This window comes from Flavobacterium sp. (genome assembly GCF_031409475.1).
In the GTDB taxonomy this organism is placed as follows: domain Bacteria; phylum Bacteroidota; class Bacteroidia; order Flavobacteriales; family Flavobacteriaceae; genus Flavobacterium.
On record NZ_JANNXH010000066.1, the window covers coordinates 169,445 to 191,468 of the forward strand.

The 22,024-nt window shown below is 32.2% G+C and carries 17 protein-coding genes; 7 read left to right on the top strand and 10 right to left on the bottom strand.

The annotated features are described in order from the left end of the window. Nucleotides 1-19 precede the first annotated feature (19 nt). The 6 genes from RMO53_RS12505 to RMO53_RS12530 form a co-directional block, all read right to left on the bottom strand. Nucleotides 20-502: an ABC transporter ATPase gene (locus RMO53_RS12505; protein WP_310381320.1), complete on the bottom strand. Its 483-nt coding sequence runs from the start codon at nucleotides 500-502 to the stop codon at nucleotides 20-22. Between the two features lie 13 nt (nucleotides 503-515). Then, nucleotides 516-1,289, bottom strand: coding sequence for a phosphatase PAP2 family protein (locus tag RMO53_RS12510; RefSeq protein ID WP_310381323.1), 774 nt, complete (start codon nucleotides 1,287-1,289; stop codon nucleotides 516-518). A gap of 11 nt (nucleotides 1,290-1,300) precedes the next feature. After that, the gene (locus tag RMO53_RS12515) at nucleotides 1,301-2,092 is read right to left on the bottom strand and encodes a (Fe-S)-binding protein (RefSeq protein WP_310381325.1); all 792 of its coding nucleotides are present in this window, start codon (nucleotides 2,090-2,092) and stop codon (nucleotides 1,301-1,303) included. A 206-nt stretch (nucleotides 2,093-2,298) separates the two neighbouring features. Beyond that, nucleotides 2,299-3,624, bottom strand: a complete 1,326-nt coding sequence (locus RMO53_RS12520; RefSeq protein WP_310381327.1) for a (Fe-S)-binding protein — start codon at nucleotides 3,622-3,624, stop codon at nucleotides 2,299-2,301. Between the two features lie 6 nt (nucleotides 3,625-3,630). Further along, a complete protein-coding gene (locus RMO53_RS12525; RefSeq protein ID WP_310381329.1) occupies nucleotides 3,631-4,596 on the bottom strand; it encodes an MlaD family protein in 966 nt (321 codons plus the stop codon). Nucleotides 4,597-4,648: 52 nt separating this feature from the next. Then, nucleotides 4,649-5,812 carry an N-acetylmuramoyl-L-alanine amidase gene (locus RMO53_RS12530; RefSeq protein ID WP_310381332.1) on the bottom strand — a complete coding sequence of 388 codons (1,164 nt, stop codon included), beginning with the start codon at nucleotides 5,810-5,812 and terminating at the stop codon, nucleotides 4,649-4,651. An 83-nt stretch (nucleotides 5,813-5,895) separates the two neighbouring features. Here RMO53_RS12530 and RMO53_RS12535 point away from each other — a divergent pair, with 83 nt between their 5' ends. The 3 genes from RMO53_RS12535 (at nucleotide 5,896) to RMO53_RS12545 (ending at nucleotide 10,546) form a co-directional block, all read left to right on the top strand. Beyond that, nucleotides 5,896-8,643, top strand: coding sequence for a putative LPS assembly protein LptD (locus tag RMO53_RS12535; RefSeq protein ID WP_310381334.1), 2,748 nt, complete (start codon nucleotides 5,896-5,898; stop codon nucleotides 8,641-8,643). Between the two features lie 64 nt (nucleotides 8,644-8,707). Beyond that, nucleotides 8,708-10,153, top strand: coding sequence for an amidohydrolase (locus tag RMO53_RS12540; RefSeq protein WP_310381337.1), 1,446 nt, complete (start codon nucleotides 8,708-8,710; stop codon nucleotides 10,151-10,153). A 12-nt stretch (nucleotides 10,154-10,165) separates the two neighbouring features. Next, nucleotides 10,166-10,546 carry a RidA family protein gene (locus tag RMO53_RS12545; protein ID WP_310381340.1) on the top strand — a complete coding sequence of 127 codons (381 nt, stop codon included), beginning with the start codon at nucleotides 10,166-10,168 and terminating at the stop codon, nucleotides 10,544-10,546. A gap of 97 nt (nucleotides 10,547-10,643) precedes the next feature. On the opposite strand, the gene RMO53_RS12550 is transcribed toward RMO53_RS12545, so the two are convergent. The 4 genes from RMO53_RS12550 to RMO53_RS12565 all read right to left on the bottom strand — a co-directional run bounded on the left by RMO53_RS12550 (nucleotide 10,644) and on the right by RMO53_RS12565 (nucleotide 18,315). Next, on the bottom strand, nucleotides 10,644-11,495 hold the full coding sequence (locus tag RMO53_RS12550; protein WP_310381342.1) for an N-acetylglucosamine kinase: 852 nt from the start codon (nucleotides 11,493-11,495) through the stop codon (nucleotides 10,644-10,646). A 115-nt stretch (nucleotides 11,496-11,610) separates the two neighbouring features. Further along, complete coding sequence (gene gap / locus RMO53_RS12555; protein ID WP_310381345.1) at nucleotides 11,611-12,615, bottom strand: type I glyceraldehyde-3-phosphate dehydrogenase; 1,005 nt, start codon at nucleotides 12,613-12,615, stop codon at nucleotides 11,611-11,613. 44 nt (nucleotides 12,616-12,659) lie between these two features. Next, nucleotides 12,660-13,646, bottom strand: coding sequence for a 6-phosphofructokinase (gene pfkA, locus RMO53_RS12560; RefSeq protein ID WP_310381347.1), 987 nt, complete (start codon nucleotides 13,644-13,646; stop codon nucleotides 12,660-12,662). Between the two features lie 229 nt (nucleotides 13,647-13,875). After that, nucleotides 13,876-18,315, bottom strand: coding sequence for a translocation/assembly module TamB domain-containing protein (locus RMO53_RS12565; protein WP_310381350.1), 4,440 nt, complete (start codon nucleotides 18,313-18,315; stop codon nucleotides 13,876-13,878). A 193-nt stretch (nucleotides 18,316-18,508) separates the two neighbouring features. Between RMO53_RS12565 and tsaD the strand changes: the two genes are divergently transcribed. The 4 genes from tsaD (at nucleotide 18,509) to RMO53_RS12585 (ending at nucleotide 22,023) form a co-directional block, all read left to right on the top strand. Continuing rightward, nucleotides 18,509-19,531 (top strand): tRNA (adenosine(37)-N6)-threonylcarbamoyltransferase complex transferase subunit TsaD, encoded by a 1,023-nt coding sequence (tsaD, locus tag RMO53_RS12570; RefSeq protein ID WP_310381353.1) that lies wholly within the window; start codon nucleotides 18,509-18,511, stop codon nucleotides 19,529-19,531. Between the two features lie 3 nt (nucleotides 19,532-19,534). After that, nucleotides 19,535-20,239, top strand: coding sequence for a 16S rRNA (uracil(1498)-N(3))-methyltransferase (locus RMO53_RS12575; protein ID WP_310381356.1), 705 nt, complete (start codon nucleotides 19,535-19,537; stop codon nucleotides 20,237-20,239). 13 nt (nucleotides 20,240-20,252) lie between these two features. Next, a complete protein-coding gene (locus RMO53_RS12580; RefSeq protein ID WP_310381359.1) occupies nucleotides 20,253-20,894 on the top strand; it encodes a DUF4159 domain-containing protein in 642 nt (213 codons plus the stop codon). Nucleotides 20,895-21,057: 163 nt separating this feature from the next. Next, nucleotides 21,058-22,023: a zinc metalloprotease gene (locus RMO53_RS12585; RefSeq protein ID WP_310381362.1), complete on the top strand. Its 966-nt coding sequence runs from the start codon at nucleotides 21,058-21,060 to the stop codon at nucleotides 22,021-22,023. Nucleotide 22,024: the final 1 nt, after the last annotated feature.

Sequence of the window (22,024 nt, forward strand, 5' to 3'; positions counted from 1 at the left end):
AAGTAAGTTTTCATTTTATTCAAAAGAACCTACTGTGCCAGCTGTCCAAGGCTGGAACTTCCCATGATTCATTAAACTCTTCGATAGTATTCACTAGATTATTAAAAACGATGGTGTTTTCTGTAACGGCTTTTTCTTTTGCCATTTTTTTGAAATCAATTAAACTTTTGTGAGCAATGTGCTCTCCGTTCTTGAAAGTTACGTTCATTTTGTCCAAAAGATCTACACTGTATTTTTGTTCCAAACCTTGAATAAATAATACCGATGCATCAATAGAACAACCCGTTGCAGCTTGAACATCTTGGTTTACCGCAAGTATTATAAACCTATTGTATTTTAATAAATAAGATGATTCTAAACTAGTTCCATGAGCTGCCCAACTTTCGAGAAACGATTGTAGAGCAGTTTCGATTTCTGAGAATTCATCATCCGAAAATTTTCGATTCGATTGATAAATCCAGATTTTAGATTCTTCGGGTAAATTTTCAAAAGGAACTAACATAATATTTTTTTTATTAAAAAATTGATACTAACCCAAAACCTGTAGTTTTTCCATCATAATAAGGAACGAATACCGTTTTCTTTGTAGTAGATTTATTATTTGTAAATAGTTTATTTATTGCTGGATACAACCAATAGCCAGCTTTAGCACTCAAAATTCCAATTCCAGCACCAGTCACTATATCCGATAACCAATGTCTATTGTTAAGCATTCTAAAAATTCCTGTTGCGCTGGCAACAATATATCCTGAAATTCCATACCAAAGCGAAACCTCTTTATATTCTTGAAATAAAAGTTCAGCACCCATAAATGCTGTTGCTGTGTGACCGGAAGGAAATGAATTAACACCGGTTTCGTCTGGTCTTTGTACATGGGAAACTTTTTTTATTACAGCAACTGTTGTTCCCATTATTAATGCTGAAGTTGTAGCAATTATTGATTTATCTTTTAAATTATTTTTTCCTTTTATGCCTCCAAAATCTAAAGCGAAAACTGTTACCAACGGTGCGTATTGCGTAAAATCATCCATTGTAATTCTATCATCAATATGCTCTGAAACTTCTTCTTTAATTTCAAGATTAAAAAACTCTAATTGGTCATTATCAGTAGCCCAAACTCCGTAACCAATAAGAATCGTTGGGATTATTAATTGTTTGTATTTAAAAGACAACTGATTGTGAATTATTAAATTTGAGTTGTTAATAATACTGTCGTTTATATGCTGACCAAATGAATACGAGTAAACTAATGATAATAAAATTAAATATTTAATTTGAACTTTTTTCATCTGACAAAATTTTACAAATCCTGAGCATTGGCAATTAGTTCAGCGATATCCATTACTTTTACTTCACCTTCTTTTTCTTTATTTTTGATTCCGTCCGTCATCATGGTATTGCAAAAAGGACAACCTGCAGCAATAATATCTGGTGTAGTTTCGAGTGCATCTTCGGTTCTTTCGATATTGATTTCTTTATTTCCTGGTTCTGCATCTTTGAACATTTGTGCTCCACCAGCGCCACAACATAATCCGTTAGCTCGAGAACGTTTCATTTCGACTAATTCAGCATCGAGTTTTTGGATTAAATCTCTTGGTGCTTCATACACATTATTGGCTCTTCCAAGATAACACGGATCGTGAAATGTGATTCGCTTGCCTTTGAATTGTCCGCCTTCGATGGTTAATCTTCCATCGTCTAACAATGATTTTAGAAATTCAGTGTGATGCACCACTTCGTATTTTCCACCTAATTCTGGATATTCATTTTTTAAAGTATTGAAACAATGCGGACAAGCGGTTACAATTTTTTTTGCTTCGTAGGCATTTAGAACTTCAATGTTCATCATGGCTTGCATTTGAAACAAAAACTCGTTTCCAGCTCGTTTAGCTGGATCACCTGTGCAACTTTCTTCGGTGCCAAGAACTGCAAAAGGAACATGGGCACGATTTAGAATTCGTACAAATGCTTTTGTAATTTTTTTTGCTCTATCGTCAAAACTTCCTGCGCAACCTACCCAAAATAAGACTTCGGGTTGTTTTCCTTGAGCTAGCATTTCGGCCATTGTGGGCACTATTAAAACTTCTGACATATAAAAAAATTTAAAGGTTTAAGGGTTAAAAGTTTTGAAAAACTGAAATCTGAAACCGTTTTGTATTATTAATTTAATAATTTATACTTCTCTGCGTGAGAGATAGTAGTGGAGCTCTTTTTTGTGAGGCTTTTTTGCCGAAAAAAAAAAGCGGGAACGTATAGCTCGACCCGAAGTTTTTCACGAAGGGTCACGCCAAAATCAATCTACTCGTTTTTCCAATTCAATCGATCTTGCTGATTGTATTGCCATGGTGCACCATTATTTTCGATATTGGTCATCATAGCATTTATCGGCATTGGCGCAGCACTTTGTTCCATTACCAGATAGCGTCGCATATCCATTATAATTGAAATCGGGCTAATATTTACGGGACATTCTTCGACACAAGCATTGCACGATGTACAAGCCCAAAGCTCTTCGGGTGTAATGTAATCATTCAATAAAGCTTTGTTATCTGGAACAAAAACCCCTTTATTAGCATCGATATTTTTGCCTACTTCTTCTATCCTATCTCTTGTGTCCATCATGATTTTTCGAGGAGATAGTTTTTTACCGGTTTGATTTGCTGGGCAAGCTGATGTACAACGACCACATTCAGTACAGGTGTATGCATTTAATAATTGTACCCAATTTAAATCTTGAATGTCGCTTGCGCCAAATTTACTCGGCACATCCGAAGCTGGAGTTGCTGCATAAGGATCAGCGTTTGGATCCATCATGAGTTTTACTTCGTTTGTAACCGATGCTAAGTTATCAAATTGTCCTTTTGGATTTAAATCAGCAAAATAGGTGTTTGGAAAAGCCAATAGTATGTGCAAGTGTTTTGAAAAATACAAATAGTTCATAAAAATCAAAATCCCTGTGATGTGCAACCACCAAACCAATTCAGAAATCAGCATGACTAGTTCATTTGAAACGCCATTAAATAAGGGTTCAATAAACTGGCTTACGGGAAATGAACCTGCTTTTATAAAATGAGAAAAACCGCCAGGAACATTTTGTAAATGCAAATCCGATGCATTCATGAATAAAAACAACGTCATTAAAACCACTTCGAAATATAGAATATAATTGGCATCTTTTTTTGGAGAACCGTTTAAATCTTTGCTTGTAAAACGTTTTAGCTTTATGATATTTCTTCTTGTCCAAAAGGCAAAAACCGCGATTAAAACTAGTAATGCTAAAATTTCGAAGGACGCGATTAATACATTATACGTAGTTCCGAGAAAAGCAAAAATCCTATGAGTACCAAATAAACCGTCGATTATAATTTCTAATAACTCAATATTGATAATAACAAAGCCTACATAAACTATAATGTGAAGTACTCCAGCAATAGGTCTTTTAATCATTTTAGATTGTCCAAGTGCAATCATTGCCATGTTTTTCCATCTGGATTTGGAATTGTCCTTGCGATTGATTGCTTTGCCTAAATTTATGTTTCGGGTGATTTTTTTTATATTAGAATAAAAATAACCAAAACCTATAATCAAGAGTATGCCAAATAATATATTATCTAAATAGCTCATAAAATGCTAGTTTTTATTTTTTGAAATGGTGTCCTTTACTGGTGCAACATACGGTTTGTTTTTCTTTCCAAATAGGGAAACATTTACATAACGAGTTGGATACAGTCGTACGTCTTGCAATAACAATTCTAATTCTTTGGATGTTTTTGACAGATTATTATACAAGGCTTCGTCGTTCATCATTTTGCCCATAGTTCCTTTTCCTGACTCAATTCCAGTCATTAATTTATCAACAGTTGCGAGGGTTTTTTCGAGATTTTTGGCCGTTTTTGCTAGATTAGCTTTGTTGAGTGAGTCGGATATTTTAGAAAAATCACTTGATATCTTATTAAAATTAGAAACAACTCCATTTATTTGAACTTTATTATCCTCTAAAAGTGAATTGACACTTGCCGAAGCTTTGTGAAATTCTGCCATCGTTTTGCTTAATTCAGATAGGCTAATTTTTAAATCTTCTTGCGTTTTTTTATCCAAAACATTGTTTATTCCAGATATTAAAACATCAGCATTGGTCATTAGTTTCTCTAGTTTAACCTGTATTGGAACTAATTTCTCACTTATGGAAGAAGTCAGACCTAACTTGACAGTTCCTTGTAATGTATCTCCATCTAGTGCGAGCGTTTTGTCCTCATAATTAGGATAAATGGCAATTTGTTTCCCACCAATAAAACCAGGTTCGTATATTGATGCAATGCTAGTTTTAGAAATTGGAAAATCAGTTTTTAATTGCATTTCAACTAATAATTTTCCCGTATTTGGATCAATTGTAATACTATTAACTTTACCTACTACTAGACCATTAAGTGTAACCGAAGCTGAAGTTGCTAAACCTTCGACATTATCATAGGTTACATAAAAAGTTTTGTAGTCTACAAAAAGATCTCTTCCTTTCAGAAAACTGTATCCCCAAATGAACAGTAAGATAGCGGAGACTACTAGAATAGCGGTTTTAATTTCTCGAGTTATTTTCAAAATATAAATGTTTTGACAAATTTACTATAAATTCTTTTTATACTTGGTATTATTAATTTTTGAGTGCTTCTTGAATAGAAATACTTTTGCCTTGTTTAAATGCAATTAAGTAGGCTGATGAATATCCTTTGCTTTTGGCTTCTTGCAATAATTTTTTTGCTTCTTCATAATTTGAGGTTTGTCCGTACATATATTTATAAAGATTCCCGCTATTAGCGATGGTTATAGCGTCTAATCCTTTAAAATTTTTTGGTGACAATTCTAATTTTTTGGTGCTTGCTGAAAGTTGAACTTTATACAGTATTCCTTTCGAATTCAAGCTGTCTTCAGTATTTTTTATTTCTGGAGTTGCAATAATTATTTTTGGCTTTGCTGGAGTTGACGTGTCTTTTATAGGTTTTTCAATAATTCGTTGAGATGGTTTATTAGTATCGAAAGTTCCTCCGTCAAAAAACTCTCTTTTGTAACTTATTATAGCATTTGATATTGCTCTTGCAATTTCATCTTGACCTTCTTCTGATGCCAGAAGTGCTCCTTCGGTTGAATTAGAAATAAATCCCATTTCTACTAAAACTCTAGGCATATAAGCTTTGTGAAGTACCATAAACCGCTCTTGTTTTACACCTCCTTGTCTTAATTTTTTACCAATAGCTGCGAATTCTTCTTCTATTTTGCCAGCTAATGAAATGCTATTATCCAGATATTCCTCTTGCATCAAAGTCATCCCAATCATCGATTCGGGATTATTAGGATCAAAACCTTCGTATTTTTGTTTATAATCTTTTTCGAGAGTAATAACCGAGTTTTCCTTTTTTGCAGTTTCAAGATTTGAAGCATTTTTACTTATTCCCATAACATAAGTTTCGGTTCCATCAGCTGCTGTGTTTTTATTTGCATTGCAATGTATGGATACAAAAATATTAGCATCAGCTCGGTTTGCAATATTAGCTCTTTCGATTAAGTCAATAAAAACATCAGTTTTACGAGTAAATATTACTTCAATTTTAGGGTTTTCTTCCAGAAGCTTACCCACTTTTAGGGCAACAGCTAAAGCGACATTTTTTTCAATTCGTCCGCTATAAACTGCTCCAAAATCATGACCTCCATGTCCAGCATCTAATGTTACAACAAAATAATTAGTTTGTGCAAAAGTGGACAATGAAAAAATCAGTAGTAATGTTGCGAATATTGGTTTGATTTTATTTATTGAATACATAAATATAAAAGTTAATTTTAATTAAAACACTGCGCTTATAAATCTATTAATTGATTATTTTTGACAAAAAATTATATGTAAGTTTGGCACAGCAAAAAACAAACCACATTTTTACAAAAATAGCATTAAAACCTTTGTATACAAACTTATTTAATATCGTTTTATTATCAATTTTCCTAACAATAGGAACTGGTAATTTATACTCTCAAGATATTCCTAAAAAAACCACAGCTATACCTATTAATAAACAAGAAGTTAGCACTAATAAAACAACTGGAAATAGAGCAAATCCAATTGTTATCGAAAAAAAAGAAACCGATACTTTAAAAATAGACAGTATTATTCCTAAAAAAGAATTTCTGGAAGGAAAAGTAAAATATAAAGCAGAGGATTATACTAAAATAGACCAGAAAAAAAGACTGACAACCTTATACAATAAAGCGGAATTATACTACCAAGATATAGAATTAAAGTCCGGAATTATTGTTTTAGATTATAATAAAAATGAAGTGTATGCTGGAAGAATTAAAGATTCTGCAGGAGTTTACACCCAATATCCAAATTTTAAACAAGGTGAAAATGTAGTTGAACCCGATTCGATTCGGTTTAATTTCAAGACAAAAAAAGCATTGATTTGGAACTCAAGATCCGACCAAGGCGAATTTAAAGTAAAAGCAGCTCTGACAAAAAAAGAAAATGATTCGGTTTATTTCTTAAAAGGCGCACGTTTTACCACTTCTAAAGATGTTGATAATCCTGAATATTATTTCCAAACAAACAAAGTCAAGTTTATTCCAGGTAAAAAAGTAGTTACCGGATTGACAAATATGGTAATAGCAAATGTTCCAACTCCTATTGCTTTGCCCTTTGCTTTTTTTCCAATGAGTAAGGAAACTAGTATATCTGGATTAATTTTACCAAGTTATAATGACTCAAACAATCGAGGGTTTTCGTTACAAAATGGAGGTTATTATTTCGCACTTAACGAACATTATGATTTAACGGTTTTAGGCGATTATTACACTAATGGTAGTTATGCCATGCGTTTTGAAACAGCTTACGCCAAAAGGTACCGTTTTAGAGGAAATTTAAATGTACGATTTGAAAATTTAATTAATAGCGAAAGAGGTTTTCCTGATTATTCCAAGCAAAACATCTATAATATTCAATGGTCGCACTCTAAAGACTCCAAATCAAACCCTAATTCTAGTTTTTCTGCATCGGTAAATCTTGGAAGTAGTAAATATTTTAGACAATCCATCAATCAAGCAAATGTGGGCTCAAATCTTAATAATACTTTAAGTTCCTCTATTTCGTATTCTAAATCATTTAATACTATACCGCAAGTCAGAATGTCGTTAACAGCAACCCATTCTCAAAATACTCAAACCGAACAAATCAATATGACTTTGCCCACACTTCAAGCAAGTGTCGACAGGATTTACCCTTTTGTAGGGAAAGACGGTTTAAAAAAAGGTTTTTTTAAGAATATAAATTTTCAATATAACTTAAACGGTCGAAACGATATTGTTACAACCGACTCTTTGTTTTTTAAACCACAAATGTTTAAAGATGCAAAACTAGGTATTGAACACACCATTCCTTTGAGTACAAATTTCAAGGTTTTTAAATATTTTAGTGCTTCGGCATCCGCAAATTATAAGGAAGTTTGGCAAACTAAAACAATCAATCGAAGTTATGATAATGACCAAAGCAAAGTTATTGATAAAACCATAAATGGATTTGATGCTTATAGAACGTACTCGTTTTCTTCGAGTATAGGAACAACAATTTACGGGACATTCAATTTTGGAAAGGATAAAAAAATACAATCGATACGTCATGTCATGCGACCATCGGTTTCGTATGGATACACGCCAAGTTTTGAGAAATATTATGATACTTATGCTGCTGATGCCAGTGGTACAATGATAAAAGAATATTCTCGTTTTGAGGGAGGAATTTTTGGTGCGCCCGGAAATAGTAATTCAAATATACTTGGATTTGATTTGAGCAATACTTTTGAAGCAAAAGTTGTCGATAAGGATAGCACAAAGGTTGACCCAAAAAAAATAATGCTGCTTAATAATTTAAATCTCTCCACAAGCTACGATATCAATGCCGATGGAAAAACTACATTTGCATGGTCACCTGTTAGATTGAGTGGTGGAACACAATTGTTTGATAATAAAATGAATGTTAATTTTGGAGCTACTTTAAATCCGTATGCAATTGATAATAGTGGTGCTCAAATTAATGTTTTTAATATTGATAATGGTGGGAGTTTATTTAGAATGACCAGTGCAAATATGACTTTGAATTATTCCATTTCAAGTCAAAAAGCGGAAAAGAAAAATAAAGACAAAGACGATCAAGGTCAAAGAAATGGTGGACGTGACGATGATTTATTTGGTACAAATACGGATTTAAGTGATCGAAGAAAAAGTCAATTTGATGAAAATGATGAAGAAGAGAAAGATGTGATTTCAGAATTTTTTAATTCAAAATTGCCTTGGGACATGACCTTTGCTTATTCTTTAACTTATGGAAATAATAATAGAGAGAAACAAATCATAGGAAATTCGTTAATGGTATCAGCAAATGCAGATCTAACACCAAAATGGAAAGCTGGTGTATCTACAGGATATGATTTTGTTCAAAAAGGAGTTACTTTTACGCAGCTTCGGTTTGAAAGAGATTTGTTGAGTTGGAGAATGGATTTTAATTGGTCTCCGTTTGGTCAACAAGCAAATTGGAGCTTTTTTATTGGTATAAAATCTGGCGTATTAAGTGATATTAAATGGGAAAAACGTAGCTTTATAGCACGATAAGTCCATATAAAAACTAATTACACCCAACGGGTAAACAATAGTATTAATTTAATTTTAATCTAAAATGAACAAACTTCTCCCCTTTTTGGTTTTTATTTCGATGCTAAATAGTAGCCAAGCCCAAAACCTATTACCTATCGAACAATTAAAATTGCAGGCAATATCTGATATTGAATCTAACTATGAAGCAAATAAAAAAATAGCTTTACAAATATGGGCAAATGCTGAATTGGGTTATAAAGAAGTAAAAAGTACTGCTTTACTCCAAAAGACATTAAAAGATAATGGATTTTCATTAGAGACCGGAGTTGCAGGAATGCCTACAGCTTTCATTGCAACTTATGGAAGCGGAAGTCCTGTGATAGCTATTTTAGCAGAATATGATGCGCTGCCAGGTTTATCTCAACAAGCCGTTCCCGAAAAAAAACCAGTTGATGGAATTAGTTCCGGTCATGGTTGCGGTCATCATTTATTTGGGACTGCAAGTGTAGCTGCTGGGGTTGAAATAAAAAAACTTATAGCGTCAGGAAATTTAAAAGGAACCATAAAAGTTTACGGTTGCCCAGCAGAAGAAGGCGGAAGTGGCAAAGTTTTTTTAACTCGTGAAGGTTTATTTAATGGCGTTGACATTGCTATTCATTGGCATCCTGATAACGAAAATAGCGTTACTTTAACTAGTGCATTAGCTAATAAATCGGCAAAATTTCGTTTTTATGGTAATGCTTCACATGCAGCAGCATCACCAGAAAATGGTAGATCAGCACTAGATGCTGTAGAAAGCATGAATAATATGGTAAATATGATGCGAGAGCATGTGCCACAAGAAACTAGGATTCATTATGTGATTACAAATGGTGGAAAAGCACCAAATGTTGTCCCAGATTTTGCCGAAGTGTATTACTATGTTCGTCATCCTAAACGGGAAATGGCCACTTCTATTTTTGATAGAATTGAGAAAGCAGCTCAAGGTGCAGCACTTGGTACAGAGACAAAAATGGATTTTCAAATTATTGGGGGAACACATGATTTGTTAATCAATACTACTCTTGCCGAAGTAATGCATGCTAATCTTCAAAAAGTTGGTGGTGTTCAATATACCGCTTCCGAAATAGAGTTTGCGCATAAAATCCAAAGTAGTTTTGGATATAAATTTCCCAATATTGATACTGCTTCACAAATAAAACCATATAAATATTCTGCTGATTCTGGTGGTGGAAGTACTGATGTTGGCGATGTAAGTTATGCAGTACCAACGGTTGGAATAGGAACAGCAACATGGGTTCCAGGAACATCAGCACACAGTTGGCAAGCAGTTGCCTCTGGTGGAACTGATATTGGAATAAAAGGTTTAATCGTTGCTGCAAAAACAATTACACTTACTGTAATTGACTTATTTAGAGATGAAAATTTAATAAAAAAAGCAAAAGAAGAGTTTATTAAATCAAAAGGAGATTATCAATACAAAGCGTTACTTGGCACTATAAAACCAGCTCTTAATTATAGAGATTAAATATACAATTGTATGAAAAAAATAATTTTTACAGAAAAAGCCCCAGCACCAATTGGTCCTTATAATCAAGCAGTTCTCAAAGGAAATACGTTATATACTTCTGGTCAAATTGCATTAAATCCTGTAACTATGGAACTTGTAATTGATACTATTGAAGCAGAAACAAAACAAGTTATGGTGAATATGAAGGCTGTACTCGAAGCTGCTGGAATGACATTTGAAAATGTGGTCAAAACAACTATATTTATAATGGACATGAATGATTTTGGAAAAATAAACACAATTTACGGCTCTTATTTCAACGAAAAAACCGCTCCAGCACGTGAAACGGTTCAGGTAGCATGTTTGCCAAAAAATGTAAATGTCGAAATTTCTATGATTGCTATACTGTAATTTATTAAATAAGAAAAACCCCAATTGTTTGCTTTTAAAAGTAAACAATTAGGGTTTTTGACTATTTAGAATGTTTGAAAAATAAACTAAAATTTATTTATTTATTTAGGATATGATACGCAATTAATCCGTCGATTGGTCTTCTTAAAACATTTCCTAATTGTAATCCATATTTATCAAAAGTAACTTGCAATTCTTCTTTTAAATAAAAAGCAATTGAACCTACAAAATGCACTGGTACTTCTTTGCAATTTTCATATTGCTTGATGTAATTTTTCACAAATGATTTCATACCTTTAAATATGATTTTTTTACAAAATTCGGTTTCTTTGTGCTGAATTAAGAACTTTGCAAAAGTAGCTAAATACGCATTTGGATTGGCTTCTTTGTACAATTGATGTTTGATAGCATCCGGTTCTAAATCATATTCTTTTTCGAATGCATCTGCTAATTCCTTTGGCATTTTATTGAAGTAATATTTTCGGATTAATTCTTTCCCAAAAACATTACCACTACAATCGTCCATGGCAATATAACCCAGCGATTGCACTTTTTGGTGCAAAATTTTCCCGTCAAAATAACTGCAATTTGAACCCGTACCTAATATTGCAACTATTGCTTTCTCCCCTTTTGGGGTTGTTGCATAAACCGCAGCATACGTATCCTCTTCAACTACAATAATTGCATTAGAAAAATAGTCTTGAAAAATTCTTGAAAGAGAAATTTTCATATTATCAGTTCCACAACCTGCACCATAAAAGTAAAGGTGTGTCGCTTTGTCTTTGTTTTGTGAGATATCAAAACGATCATTTAAACGTTCGATTATTTCGTCTCCCTCAAGTATTTCAGGATTTAATCCTAGAGTTTGTGTTGTAAACAATACTTTTCCATCTTCATCTATTGCGATCCAATCCGCTTTTGTAGAACCACTATCAACTAATAATCTCATCTTTTTTTGGTTTTTTATTCTAATTTTTAGTATCGCTAAAAATTAAAAAAGGTTAATTATTTTAGTCAAAAAATCCCATTGATATAAACCAATGGGATTTTCTTTACTGTAAAAATTATTTTAATCCTTCGATATGCACCGCTAGATCAATTAGTTTACTTGAATATCCATATTCATTATCATACCAAGATACAATTTTGAAGAAAGTGGAATTCAACCCAATTCCTGCTGTAGCATCAATAATTGATGTTCTTTTGTCCGAAATAAAATCTTGAGATACAACTGCATCTTCTGTATATCCTAGAATACCTTTCATAGTTGTTTCAGAAGCATTTTTCAAAACAGCCATAATTTCTTCGTAGGAAGTTTCTTTAGCTACTTTTACAGTTAAATCTACTGTAGAAACGTCAGCAGTTGGTACACGAAAAGCCATACCTGTTAATTTCCCATTCAAATCTGGAATAACTTTTCCAACCGCTTTTGCAGCACCAGTAGAGGATGGAATTATATTTATACTTGCCGCACGTCCGCCTCTCCAGTCTTTTCTGGAAGGACCATCAGCGGTCATTTGAGTTGAAGTTGTTGCGTGAACAGTTGTCATCAAAGCTTCTACAATTCCAAAATTATCGTGAATTACTTTAGCCATTGGAGCTAAACAGTTTGTGGTACAAGAAGCGTTAGAAACAACTAAATCTGTGGCTTTTGCAGTTTCGTGATTTACTCCCATTACAAACATTGGAGCATCCGCCGAAGGAGCAGAAATGATTACTTTTTTTGCACCACCTTTAATATGCTCGTTTGCAGTTTCGATAGTAGTGAATATTCCTGTACACTCGGCCACTACATCTACATCAACTTCGTTCCATTTTAAGTCAGCTGGGTTTCTTTCTGCAGTGATACGGATATTTCTTCCGTTTACATACAATTTACCTTCTTTTACTTCTACAATTCCGTCAAAACGACCATGAACTGAATCGTATTTTAAGAGGTAAGCTAAATGATCAACATCAAGTAAATCGTTGATCGCAACGACTTCTACATTGTCTCTATTAAAAGATTCTCTAAACACAATTCTTCCTATTCTTCCAAAACCGTTTATTCCTAATTTTACTTTTGACATTTTTTTAAATATTTTTAATTTTTAATTCTCAATTTTTAATTGATTTATGTAGACATTATATCTGAAACTCTGAGTAATTCGCGATCAATTTCGCTACTTCCTTTTATGGCTTGATCTAATGGTGTAAGAGTGATTTTATCATTAAAAATACCTGCCATATAATTTGATTTTCCTTCTAATAATGATTCTACTGCCTTCACACCTAATCTACTAGCCAAAACTCTATCAAAACAAGATGGTGCGCCACCTCGTTGCATGTGACCCAGTACTGAAACTCTTACTTCATATTCAGGAAGGTTTTCTTCGACATAGTCTTTTAATTCAAAGACATTTTTGCCCATTTTATCACCTTCAGAAATTACAACAATACTTGAAGACTTTCCGGCTGATTTACTTTTCCGGAGTGATTCTAACAATCTGTCTAATCCTAAATCCTCTTCGGGAATTAGTATTTCTTGGGCACCAGCACCAATACCTGTGTTTAATGCAATATGACCTGCATCACGACCCATAACTTCTACAAAAAACAATCGGTTATGTGAACTAGCAGTATCACGAATTTTATCGATACATTCAATTACTGTATTTAATGCAGTATCATATCCTAAAGTGTGGCTAGTTCCAAAGATATCATTATCAATTGTACCGGGAATTCCCATTACAGGAAAATTGAATTCACTATTAAAAATCTCAGCCCCAGTAAATGTTCCATCACCACCTATTAAAACTAAAGCGTCAATTTTTGATTTTATTAAGTTATCGTAGGCTTTTTTACGACCTTCGACAGTCATAAATTCTTTAGAACGAGCTGATTTTAATATAGTTCCCCCTTTATTTACGATATTATTTACGCTTCGAGGTCCCATTTCTTTGAAGTCTCCTTCAATCATTCCTTGGTAACCTCTATAAATTCCAACACACTCTATATTGTGGTAAGCACATGTTCTTACTACTGATCTTATTGCAGCATTCATACCAGGTGAATCACCACCTGATGTTAGAACGCCAATTTTTTTTATTGTATTTGGCATTATTAATGTATTAATCTGTAAAATTAATAAACATTATGCACTTTTGTAGTGGAGTTTTTAATATTTTAATAAACCAACTAAAATTCAAACGTTTTAGTTAATAAGTTTTATAATTATTAGTTGGTAGCGAAATGATGAAAAATGAAGTTATTAATCCTATTTTAAAATAAAATGAAAAGAAAATAGGTGAAAATAAATACTAATTTTAAAACAGTATTAAAACAAAACATTAATCGTTTTCTGGAATAATTCCTTCAATAATTGATTTTTGTTGTTTATCGTTATTCTTTTTTGGAATAGGTAAGTTTGTTGTATCGGGTAATAAAATTGAATCCTGCTCAAGTTCACTAGCTCTTTTTTCTCGATCTAATTTATGGTTTTTGAATATTTTATTTACTAATTCTTTGAAAGTGTCAAAATCGACTTCGTATGATACTCCAATTCCTTGTGTATATCCTATTCCTTCTCCAATATAGTTTATTTCGTTTTCTCTATTAAATAATCGTAAGTTCAATGTTCCGTCTTCATTTACTCTATATTGAACTTCTACATCGCCTACAATTGCTGATTCATTTACACCTCCAAACGGCACACCAACTTTTCCGTTAATCGTAATTCGTTCGTTAACTTTTGATGAAAAGGAAGTTTCAAACCTCCCATCTGCTTCTTTGCCTGGTCTATTATCGGCAGAAATAATATTGATATTAACATCAAATTTATCATTGTTAGTTTTAAAAATTCCACCGAGTAAATTTGAAGCAGTTTCGAACAAACTTCTAGAAAGATCAGACTGACTCACACCCTCTGGACTTAAAAAACCTCCTGTTGATAATAGCGATAAAGCTTGCGTTTGTCTTACATCCTTATCATTTAATTTATATTGAATTTCAGATTTTAGAACATTACTAACCGTTGGAAATTCTATTTTAAAGTCGGGTTCGGGACTTGTCAAATCTCCTCGAACGCCTATTATTACATCAACATCAACCTTTTGATTGAAAGAGGAATTTTCTAATAAAACAGCAGGGTTGGCTTTGGTCTTATAAACTGCTTCTAAATTTAATTGTGCTTTCATAGGATCTCCTTCCCAAGAAATTGAGCCTCCTTTTTTGAGTGTGAATTTTTTATCCAATAAGCCGCCATATCTAAAATTATAGGTTCCTTCGTAGGCTTGAAAATCGCCCCACATATTAAATTTCCCTTGTGTATTTATTTTAAATAATAATATTCCATTTCCTTTACCTTTCATTCCATGCCCAGAATTCCGATCTAAAATTACTTCTACTTCGGCGTCTGGAGTAATATCAAAGTCAAATTCTAATTCTAGACCACTATATTTACGAGGGTTTTCAATGATTCCGTTTTTTAAATTGTATTTCTCTTTTGCGGTCAAAAAATGGATAAAATTATTTTCACTTACACTTTCGGCATCATTTATAGGGATTTTTATAGCAGTTCCCTTTTCAGATTTTGCGTTAACTTTAATCAGTAATCTATTTACAGGACCTTTTATCGTGGCATTTCCATTGATAAACGCTGTTCCATAATAAGCGGCATCATCATGGTCTTTTGTATCCAGCATGAGTAATCGTTTTGAATTTATATCCAAATCTAATTTCCAATCTCCAAAATTATTATGCTCGATTTTACCATTTAAAATTCCTTTGGTTCCAAATTTAGTATCAGTCAATGTATTATTACGAAACAGAAACTTTTCGTCAGCCAAATCAATTATAGATTTATCGCTTAATTGAAAATCTACATTCAAATAAGGTATGGTTAAACCCGCATTTTCGGTATACAATCGTCCGTTTATTATAGGCTTTGTTATATTTCCTTCAATTGTTGAACTCCCGGAAACTGTTCCTCTAATATTTGAAATCACATCACCACCAATGGGACTTAGTAGCGCTAAATTAAATTTTTCGAATTTTAGATTTAAATCTAAAACGGTTTCTTTATTCAAGACTTTAAAATTACCATTTGCACTAAAGGATTCTAAATTTTCATTTTCTAAAACTGAATTTATAGTGAATTTTTCAAAATTTTGGTCACCCTCAATATCTAAATTTAAATTTCCTAAAGCGGTGTTATTAACATTTAAGTGATCAATTTTGAGCGAAGCTGTAGGTTGGTAAATAGCAATATCTTGCTTAAAGTTGACTTCACCATTTATATTTCCGTTAAATATAAACTTTGGATTAGAAGGCGTGATTTTATTTAAATTGACATTTTTAAATCCTAATTTTAAATCCTTGTATGAACTCCCTTTTATATTTCCTACAAGAGATATTTCTTGGTCTTCATGAGATAAAATAATATTATCAAAATTGAAATTCTTAAATGATTTGTCAAAGACAATTTGATTATTTGAAGTGTTTTTATCATTCAAATACCACAAATAATCTTTAAGTTTAATTTCAGATTTGCTTATTCCTAATACATTATTATTGGCTACATTTATAGTATGATAAAGGTTTAAATTAAAATAATCCTCTCCCTTTGAACCACCTTTAAACTCAGTTCTAAAGTATAAAGTATCCTTTTTTGTGACATTTATTAAACTAAAATCTCGAACTTTATAATGTTTTGTTTTAATACTATCTAATTCTATATAAGCATTATACAATGGATTTTTATTGTCAATTTTAATTCTAATGTTATCAAAAGTAGTTTCAGAAGCAATAATTTTTGGAGATTTGAAATTGAGCTTAAAAGCTTGGTTGTCTGAATCTATATTTCCTTTTATAAATGTATTGGAACCTATTGAAATATCAGGGTAAAATGCTTCAATAATTTTTGAATAAACAGCAAAATCAAATTTTAAAAATTGCCCGCTTTTAACTTTTGTAGGTTTGTAGTTTGTATATAGACTGCTCAACGAATTTGAAATCAAATGTTCTAATTGATTGAACTGAAATTTCCCGACAATTTCACCCTCGATTATATCGGGTGAATTGACTGTAATTGTTCTAATTTTATTAGAATCAAAACTTGAATTTATTGACATATCGTCAAAATCATAAACTCCTTTTGCATTTTGATACGAAGCTTTTTTAACATATACATTTCCAGAGAAGTTGTCTATAGAATTTCCTGAAACTTGGGCAATAACGTCACCTTTGAATTTAGAAATTAAATCTTGGGTTAATTTTAAATTATAAAAATTTGAATTTTCAACTTTTATTTGAAAATCATAAAAATCTTCTTTTTTGCTTAAATCAACAAACCCATCAAAATTCATTTTTAAATTTGGATCGTTAACTACTATTTTTCCACCATATAATTTGTTTTTAAAATTACCGTCAATATCGATATTATTATAGGTATAATTATTAAAATCAACTTCGGTCACAACTCCATTAATTGCTGTGTTTAAATATTTTTCAGAAAACCCTTTTCCGTCAACAGCAAGATTTAGGCTTATTTTTTTTAGTTCCTTTACATCGAGCAAAGTGCCGATTTCAAAATCATTCAGAACTACATTCCCTTTATAAGCTACCTTTTCGGGTACATCCATGTTTATAATTTTCAAATCTGATTCTGTGTATCCTAACGCCGAAATCATTTTGAATTTTGCATTAATCGTAGCTTGCGAAATTTGAGTAGTTCCTTTTAAACTAAAATTACCCAGCTTTTTTAAATGAATTGGAAGTTTTTTTTCCAATACATTTGGCAACAATGATATTAAGTTATTATATGAAGTTGAAAGTTTATTAAACTTGGCATCCATAAAAAACTTTTGTTCTTTTTTTGGAAAAAGATTTTCAAGTTTAAGAGTTCCAATTATTTGAGAATTTTTAGAATCAAAAAGTTTCAAGTTATTAATTTTCAAATTATTTAATGTTCCTTTTAGAGTTGCATTTACATAGAATTTTTGGTTTTGACCTATTTCTTTGTAAAAAAACCGAATGTCATTACTTGCAATACTCGAAGGTTCAAGCGAAACATCAAACACAACTTTATCAGTAAAATTTGAAAAATCTTTTTTATCTCTATCATAATTCAAAGCTATATCTCCTATTATGTGCGACTCTTTTGTTGTTAAATCTAGGTTTTCAAGTTTAATCTGCTTTTTTGTATAACTAAATATTGAACTTAATTTTTTAACAAAAATACCCCGATGATCCTGAAAAGACATTCTGTTAATTGTTGTATTTACATCTGGACCATATAATTTAAAATCACTAATTGAGGCGTTTAGTTTCGTAAAATCGACATCTTTTGAAATTACTCTGTTTTCGTCTATTAAAACAAATCGACCATTTATAATTTTAGCGTTTGTTGACGTTAACAAAAAATGTTTACCTGATGGTTTTTCTCCCGTTTCAAAAGCTTCAATGAATTTATCAATATTCGATTCCTTTTCGTTTTTGTAAGTTTTTAAATTAAAATACAAACCATCTAATCGTATATCGCTAAAAATCAAATCACCATCTAATATTTTTTTACCTTCTAAAATATTAGTCTTAATAATATCCGAATAAATTAAAGTGTCCTTATGATGATCTAATATTAATACTTTTTTGAGTTTGACACCGCCAAAAATTGATGCTGAAACTTCATCAATTGCAATATTAATTCCAAAATCTTTATTAATACTTTTTACAAAATACTGTGCAATTTTTGTTTGAACCGAAGGTAAGGAAAGTGTAATCCCAAGTACCAATAATAGTAGAATGAGTCCAAGAAGCGAACGAGATACTATTTTTTTAAATTTTTTGATACTATTTTTTTTTATTTTCTAAAATTTCATTTTGCTTATAGAAACAGGTCGCCTTTAAATTAAATTCTTTAATTTTGGCTTCGCCGAAAATTTAATCTACGGTTTGTCAAATATAATTCAAAATTTGTGCCTTTTTATGCAAAATCCTGAGGTTTTTATTCTTGCTATCGAAAGTTCTTGTGATGATACCGCTGCAGCAGTTTTACATAACGATAAAGTGTTGTCAAATGTTGTAGCTAATCAACTGATTCACAATCAATATGGTGGAGTTGTTCCCGAACTTGCCTCACGTGCGCATCAACAAAATATTGTTCCAGTAATTGACGCTGCTTTGCGTAAAGCAAATATTAAAAAAGAGCAACTCTCAGCAATTGCCTTTACTCAAGGTCCAGGTTTAATGGGTTCGTTGCTCGTGGGAAGTTCGTTTGCCAAATCTTTGGCTTTGGCATTACAAATACCTTTGATAGCCGTAAACCACATGCAAGCCCATATTTTGGCCCATTTCATTGACGAGGAAGGCTTTGACAAACCCACTTTTCCATTTCTTGCTTTGACAATTTCTGGTGGACACACTCAAATAGTGAAGGTAAACGACTTTTTTGATATGGAAATTATTGGTCAAACAACTGATGATGCTGTTGGAGAAGCTTTTGATAAAAGTGCTAAAATACTAGGACTTCCCTATCCTGGTGGACCTTTGGTAGATAAATATGCCCAGCTTGGAAACCCAAATGCCTATACTTTTACAAAACCAAAAGTTCCAGGATTAGACTTTAGTTTTTCAGGATTAAAAACAGCTATTTTGTATTTTATCCAAAAGAAAAAACTTGAGAACCCAAATTTCGTTGACGAAAATCTCAACGATATTTGTGCTTCAATTCAGTATACTATTATCGAAATTTTGATGGACAAATTAAAATTGGCGGTCAAAGAAACCGGCATCAAACAAGTTGCCATTGGCGGAGGAGTTTCGGCTAATTCCGGAATCCGCAATACGCTCAAACAAGCCGAACAAAAATACGGTTGGACCACTTTTATTCCAAAATTTGAATACACCACAGATAATGCTGCAATGATTGGAATTGTAGGGTATCAAAAATTTTTATTACAAAATTTCGAAACTTCGGCTGTGGTTTCTAAAGCACGAATTCAATTTTAAACTATGCAATTATTTTATAATCCAAACATAAACAATACTACCGAAAATTTTTCTTTTGATAAAGAAGAAAGTAAACATATAATTAAAGTATTACGTAAAAAAGATACCGATATATTATTTGTAACTAATGGTTTAGGCGAATTATATAAAACTGAAATTACTCTAGCTTCAGACAATAAATGCACCGTAAAAATACTTTCTTTTGAAAAAGCGGAACCTTCAAAATTTCACTTGCATTTAGCGGTTGCACCAACTAAAATGAATGATCGATACGAATGGTTTCTAGAAAAAGCTACCGAAATTGGCATTCACGAAATCACGCCAATTATATGTGATCGTTCCGAACGAAAAGTAGTCAACAAGGAACGATTTGAGAAAATAATATTGACTGCCATGAAGCAATCCAATATTTTATTTCTTCCAAAGTTAAACGAAGCTACCACTTTTAAAGAGTTTATAAAATTCAAAAATGAAGGTTTACAACTGATTGCGCACTGTGAGGAAACGGATAAAAATACTTTGAAATCAGTTTTGAAGCCCAATACGAACGTTACATTACTCATTGGTCCAGAAGGTGATTTTTCGGATAAAGAAATTACTTTGGCAGTCGAAAATAAATATGTTCCCGTATCATTAGGAAACACTCGATTACGAACTGAAACTGCAGCAATTTTGGCCTGTCATAGTGTTGTTTTTATAAATGAATAATTCATCAAAAGTCATGAGAAAATATTTTTTGTTGTGTTTTACTCTAGCTATATTTTCGATTAATGCACAAGAAATTGCATTATTAAAATACAGTGGCGGTGGAGATTGGTATGCAAATCCCACTTCATTGCCTAATTTAATTAAGTATTGCAATGCTAATATCGATACCAAAATTAAATCAAAACCAGCAACTGTAGAACCTAGCAGTCCGGATTTGCTCTCCTACCCTTTTGTTCACATGACTGGTCATGGTAACGTGGTGTTTAATGATGAGGATATTATAAATTTAAAAAAATATTTAATTTCTGGCGGATTCTTGCACATTGATGATAACTATGGAATGGATCAATACTTGAGAAAAGAAATAAAAAAAATTTTCCCAAATATTGATTTAATCGAAATTCCAACAACACATGTAATTTTTCAAAAACCCAATCTATTTTCTAACGGATTGCCCAAAATTCACGAACACGACGGTAAAAGACCACAAGCATTAGGGATTTTTGTAGAAAATAAATTAGTCCTGTTGTATACATATGAATGTGATTTAGGTGATGGATGGGAAGATCAAGAAGTAAATAACGACCCCAGTGCCATTCGAGAAAAGGCACTAAAAATGGGGGCTAATATTATACATTGTGTGTTTAACAACTAAACCCAAATGAATTAATCTTTTTTTCTGAATATTTCTTAACAAAGTGTTAATAACTATAACGTTGTAGTTTATCGATTTTTTAGTTTAAAAATTTGATGGTAATATATTTTGTTATATAATTGCACTTGATTTAACCAAAACCAAATAATTATAACAAAAAATTATGAAAAAAATTCTTTTATCAGCAACGGCTCTATTAATGCTGTTTTCTTGTCAAAATGATGCAACACAATCAGAAGACACAATGAATACAAATGCACGTCGAACGTGTGCATCACAAGATGTTCTTGCAGAACAATTAAAAGCTGATCCAACTTTGGCATTAAAAATGAATACAATTGAAACTTTTACAGCGGATGCAATGGCTAATCCTAATTTTAGATTAGTAGGTGGCAAAATAGTAATTCCAGTAATAGTAAATGTATTGTACAGAACCGCAGCAGAAAATATTTCTGATGCACAAATTGCATCACAAATCACAGTTTTAAATAAAGATTTTACTGCAACAAATTCAGATTTCAGTAGTGTTCCTGCTGAATTTTCAGGAGTTGCAGCTGGACCATTAGTAAATGGAATTGATATTACTTTTGAGTTAGTAGGAATTGTACGAAAAGCTACAACAAAAACATCTTGGGGAACAAGAGATGTAATGAAAAGCGCAAAACGTGGAGGTATTGATGCAACTAGTCCTGCAAATACACTTAATCTTTGGTCTTGTACTATTGGTGGTGGAATTCTTGGGTATGCACAATTCCCTGGTGGTTCTGCTTCAACTGATGGTGTTGTAATGGATCCAAGATATTTTGGATTATCTGGAAATGCAAACGCACCCTATAATTTAGGAAGAACAGCTTCTCATGAAGTTGGTCACTGGATGAACTTACGTCATATTTGGGGTGATGCTTCATGCGGTAATGATTTAGTTTCTGATACTCCGGTTCACAGAGGTCCAAATTATGGTGAATCTTATCCTTTTGAAAGTACTTGTCTTCCAGTTCATAACGAAATGACTATGAACTACATGGACTATTCAAACGACAATTTAATGTTTATGTTTACTCTAGGTCAAAAAGCAAGAATGTCTGCATTATTTGTATCAGGTGGTGTAAGAGCAGGATTTAGATTATAAT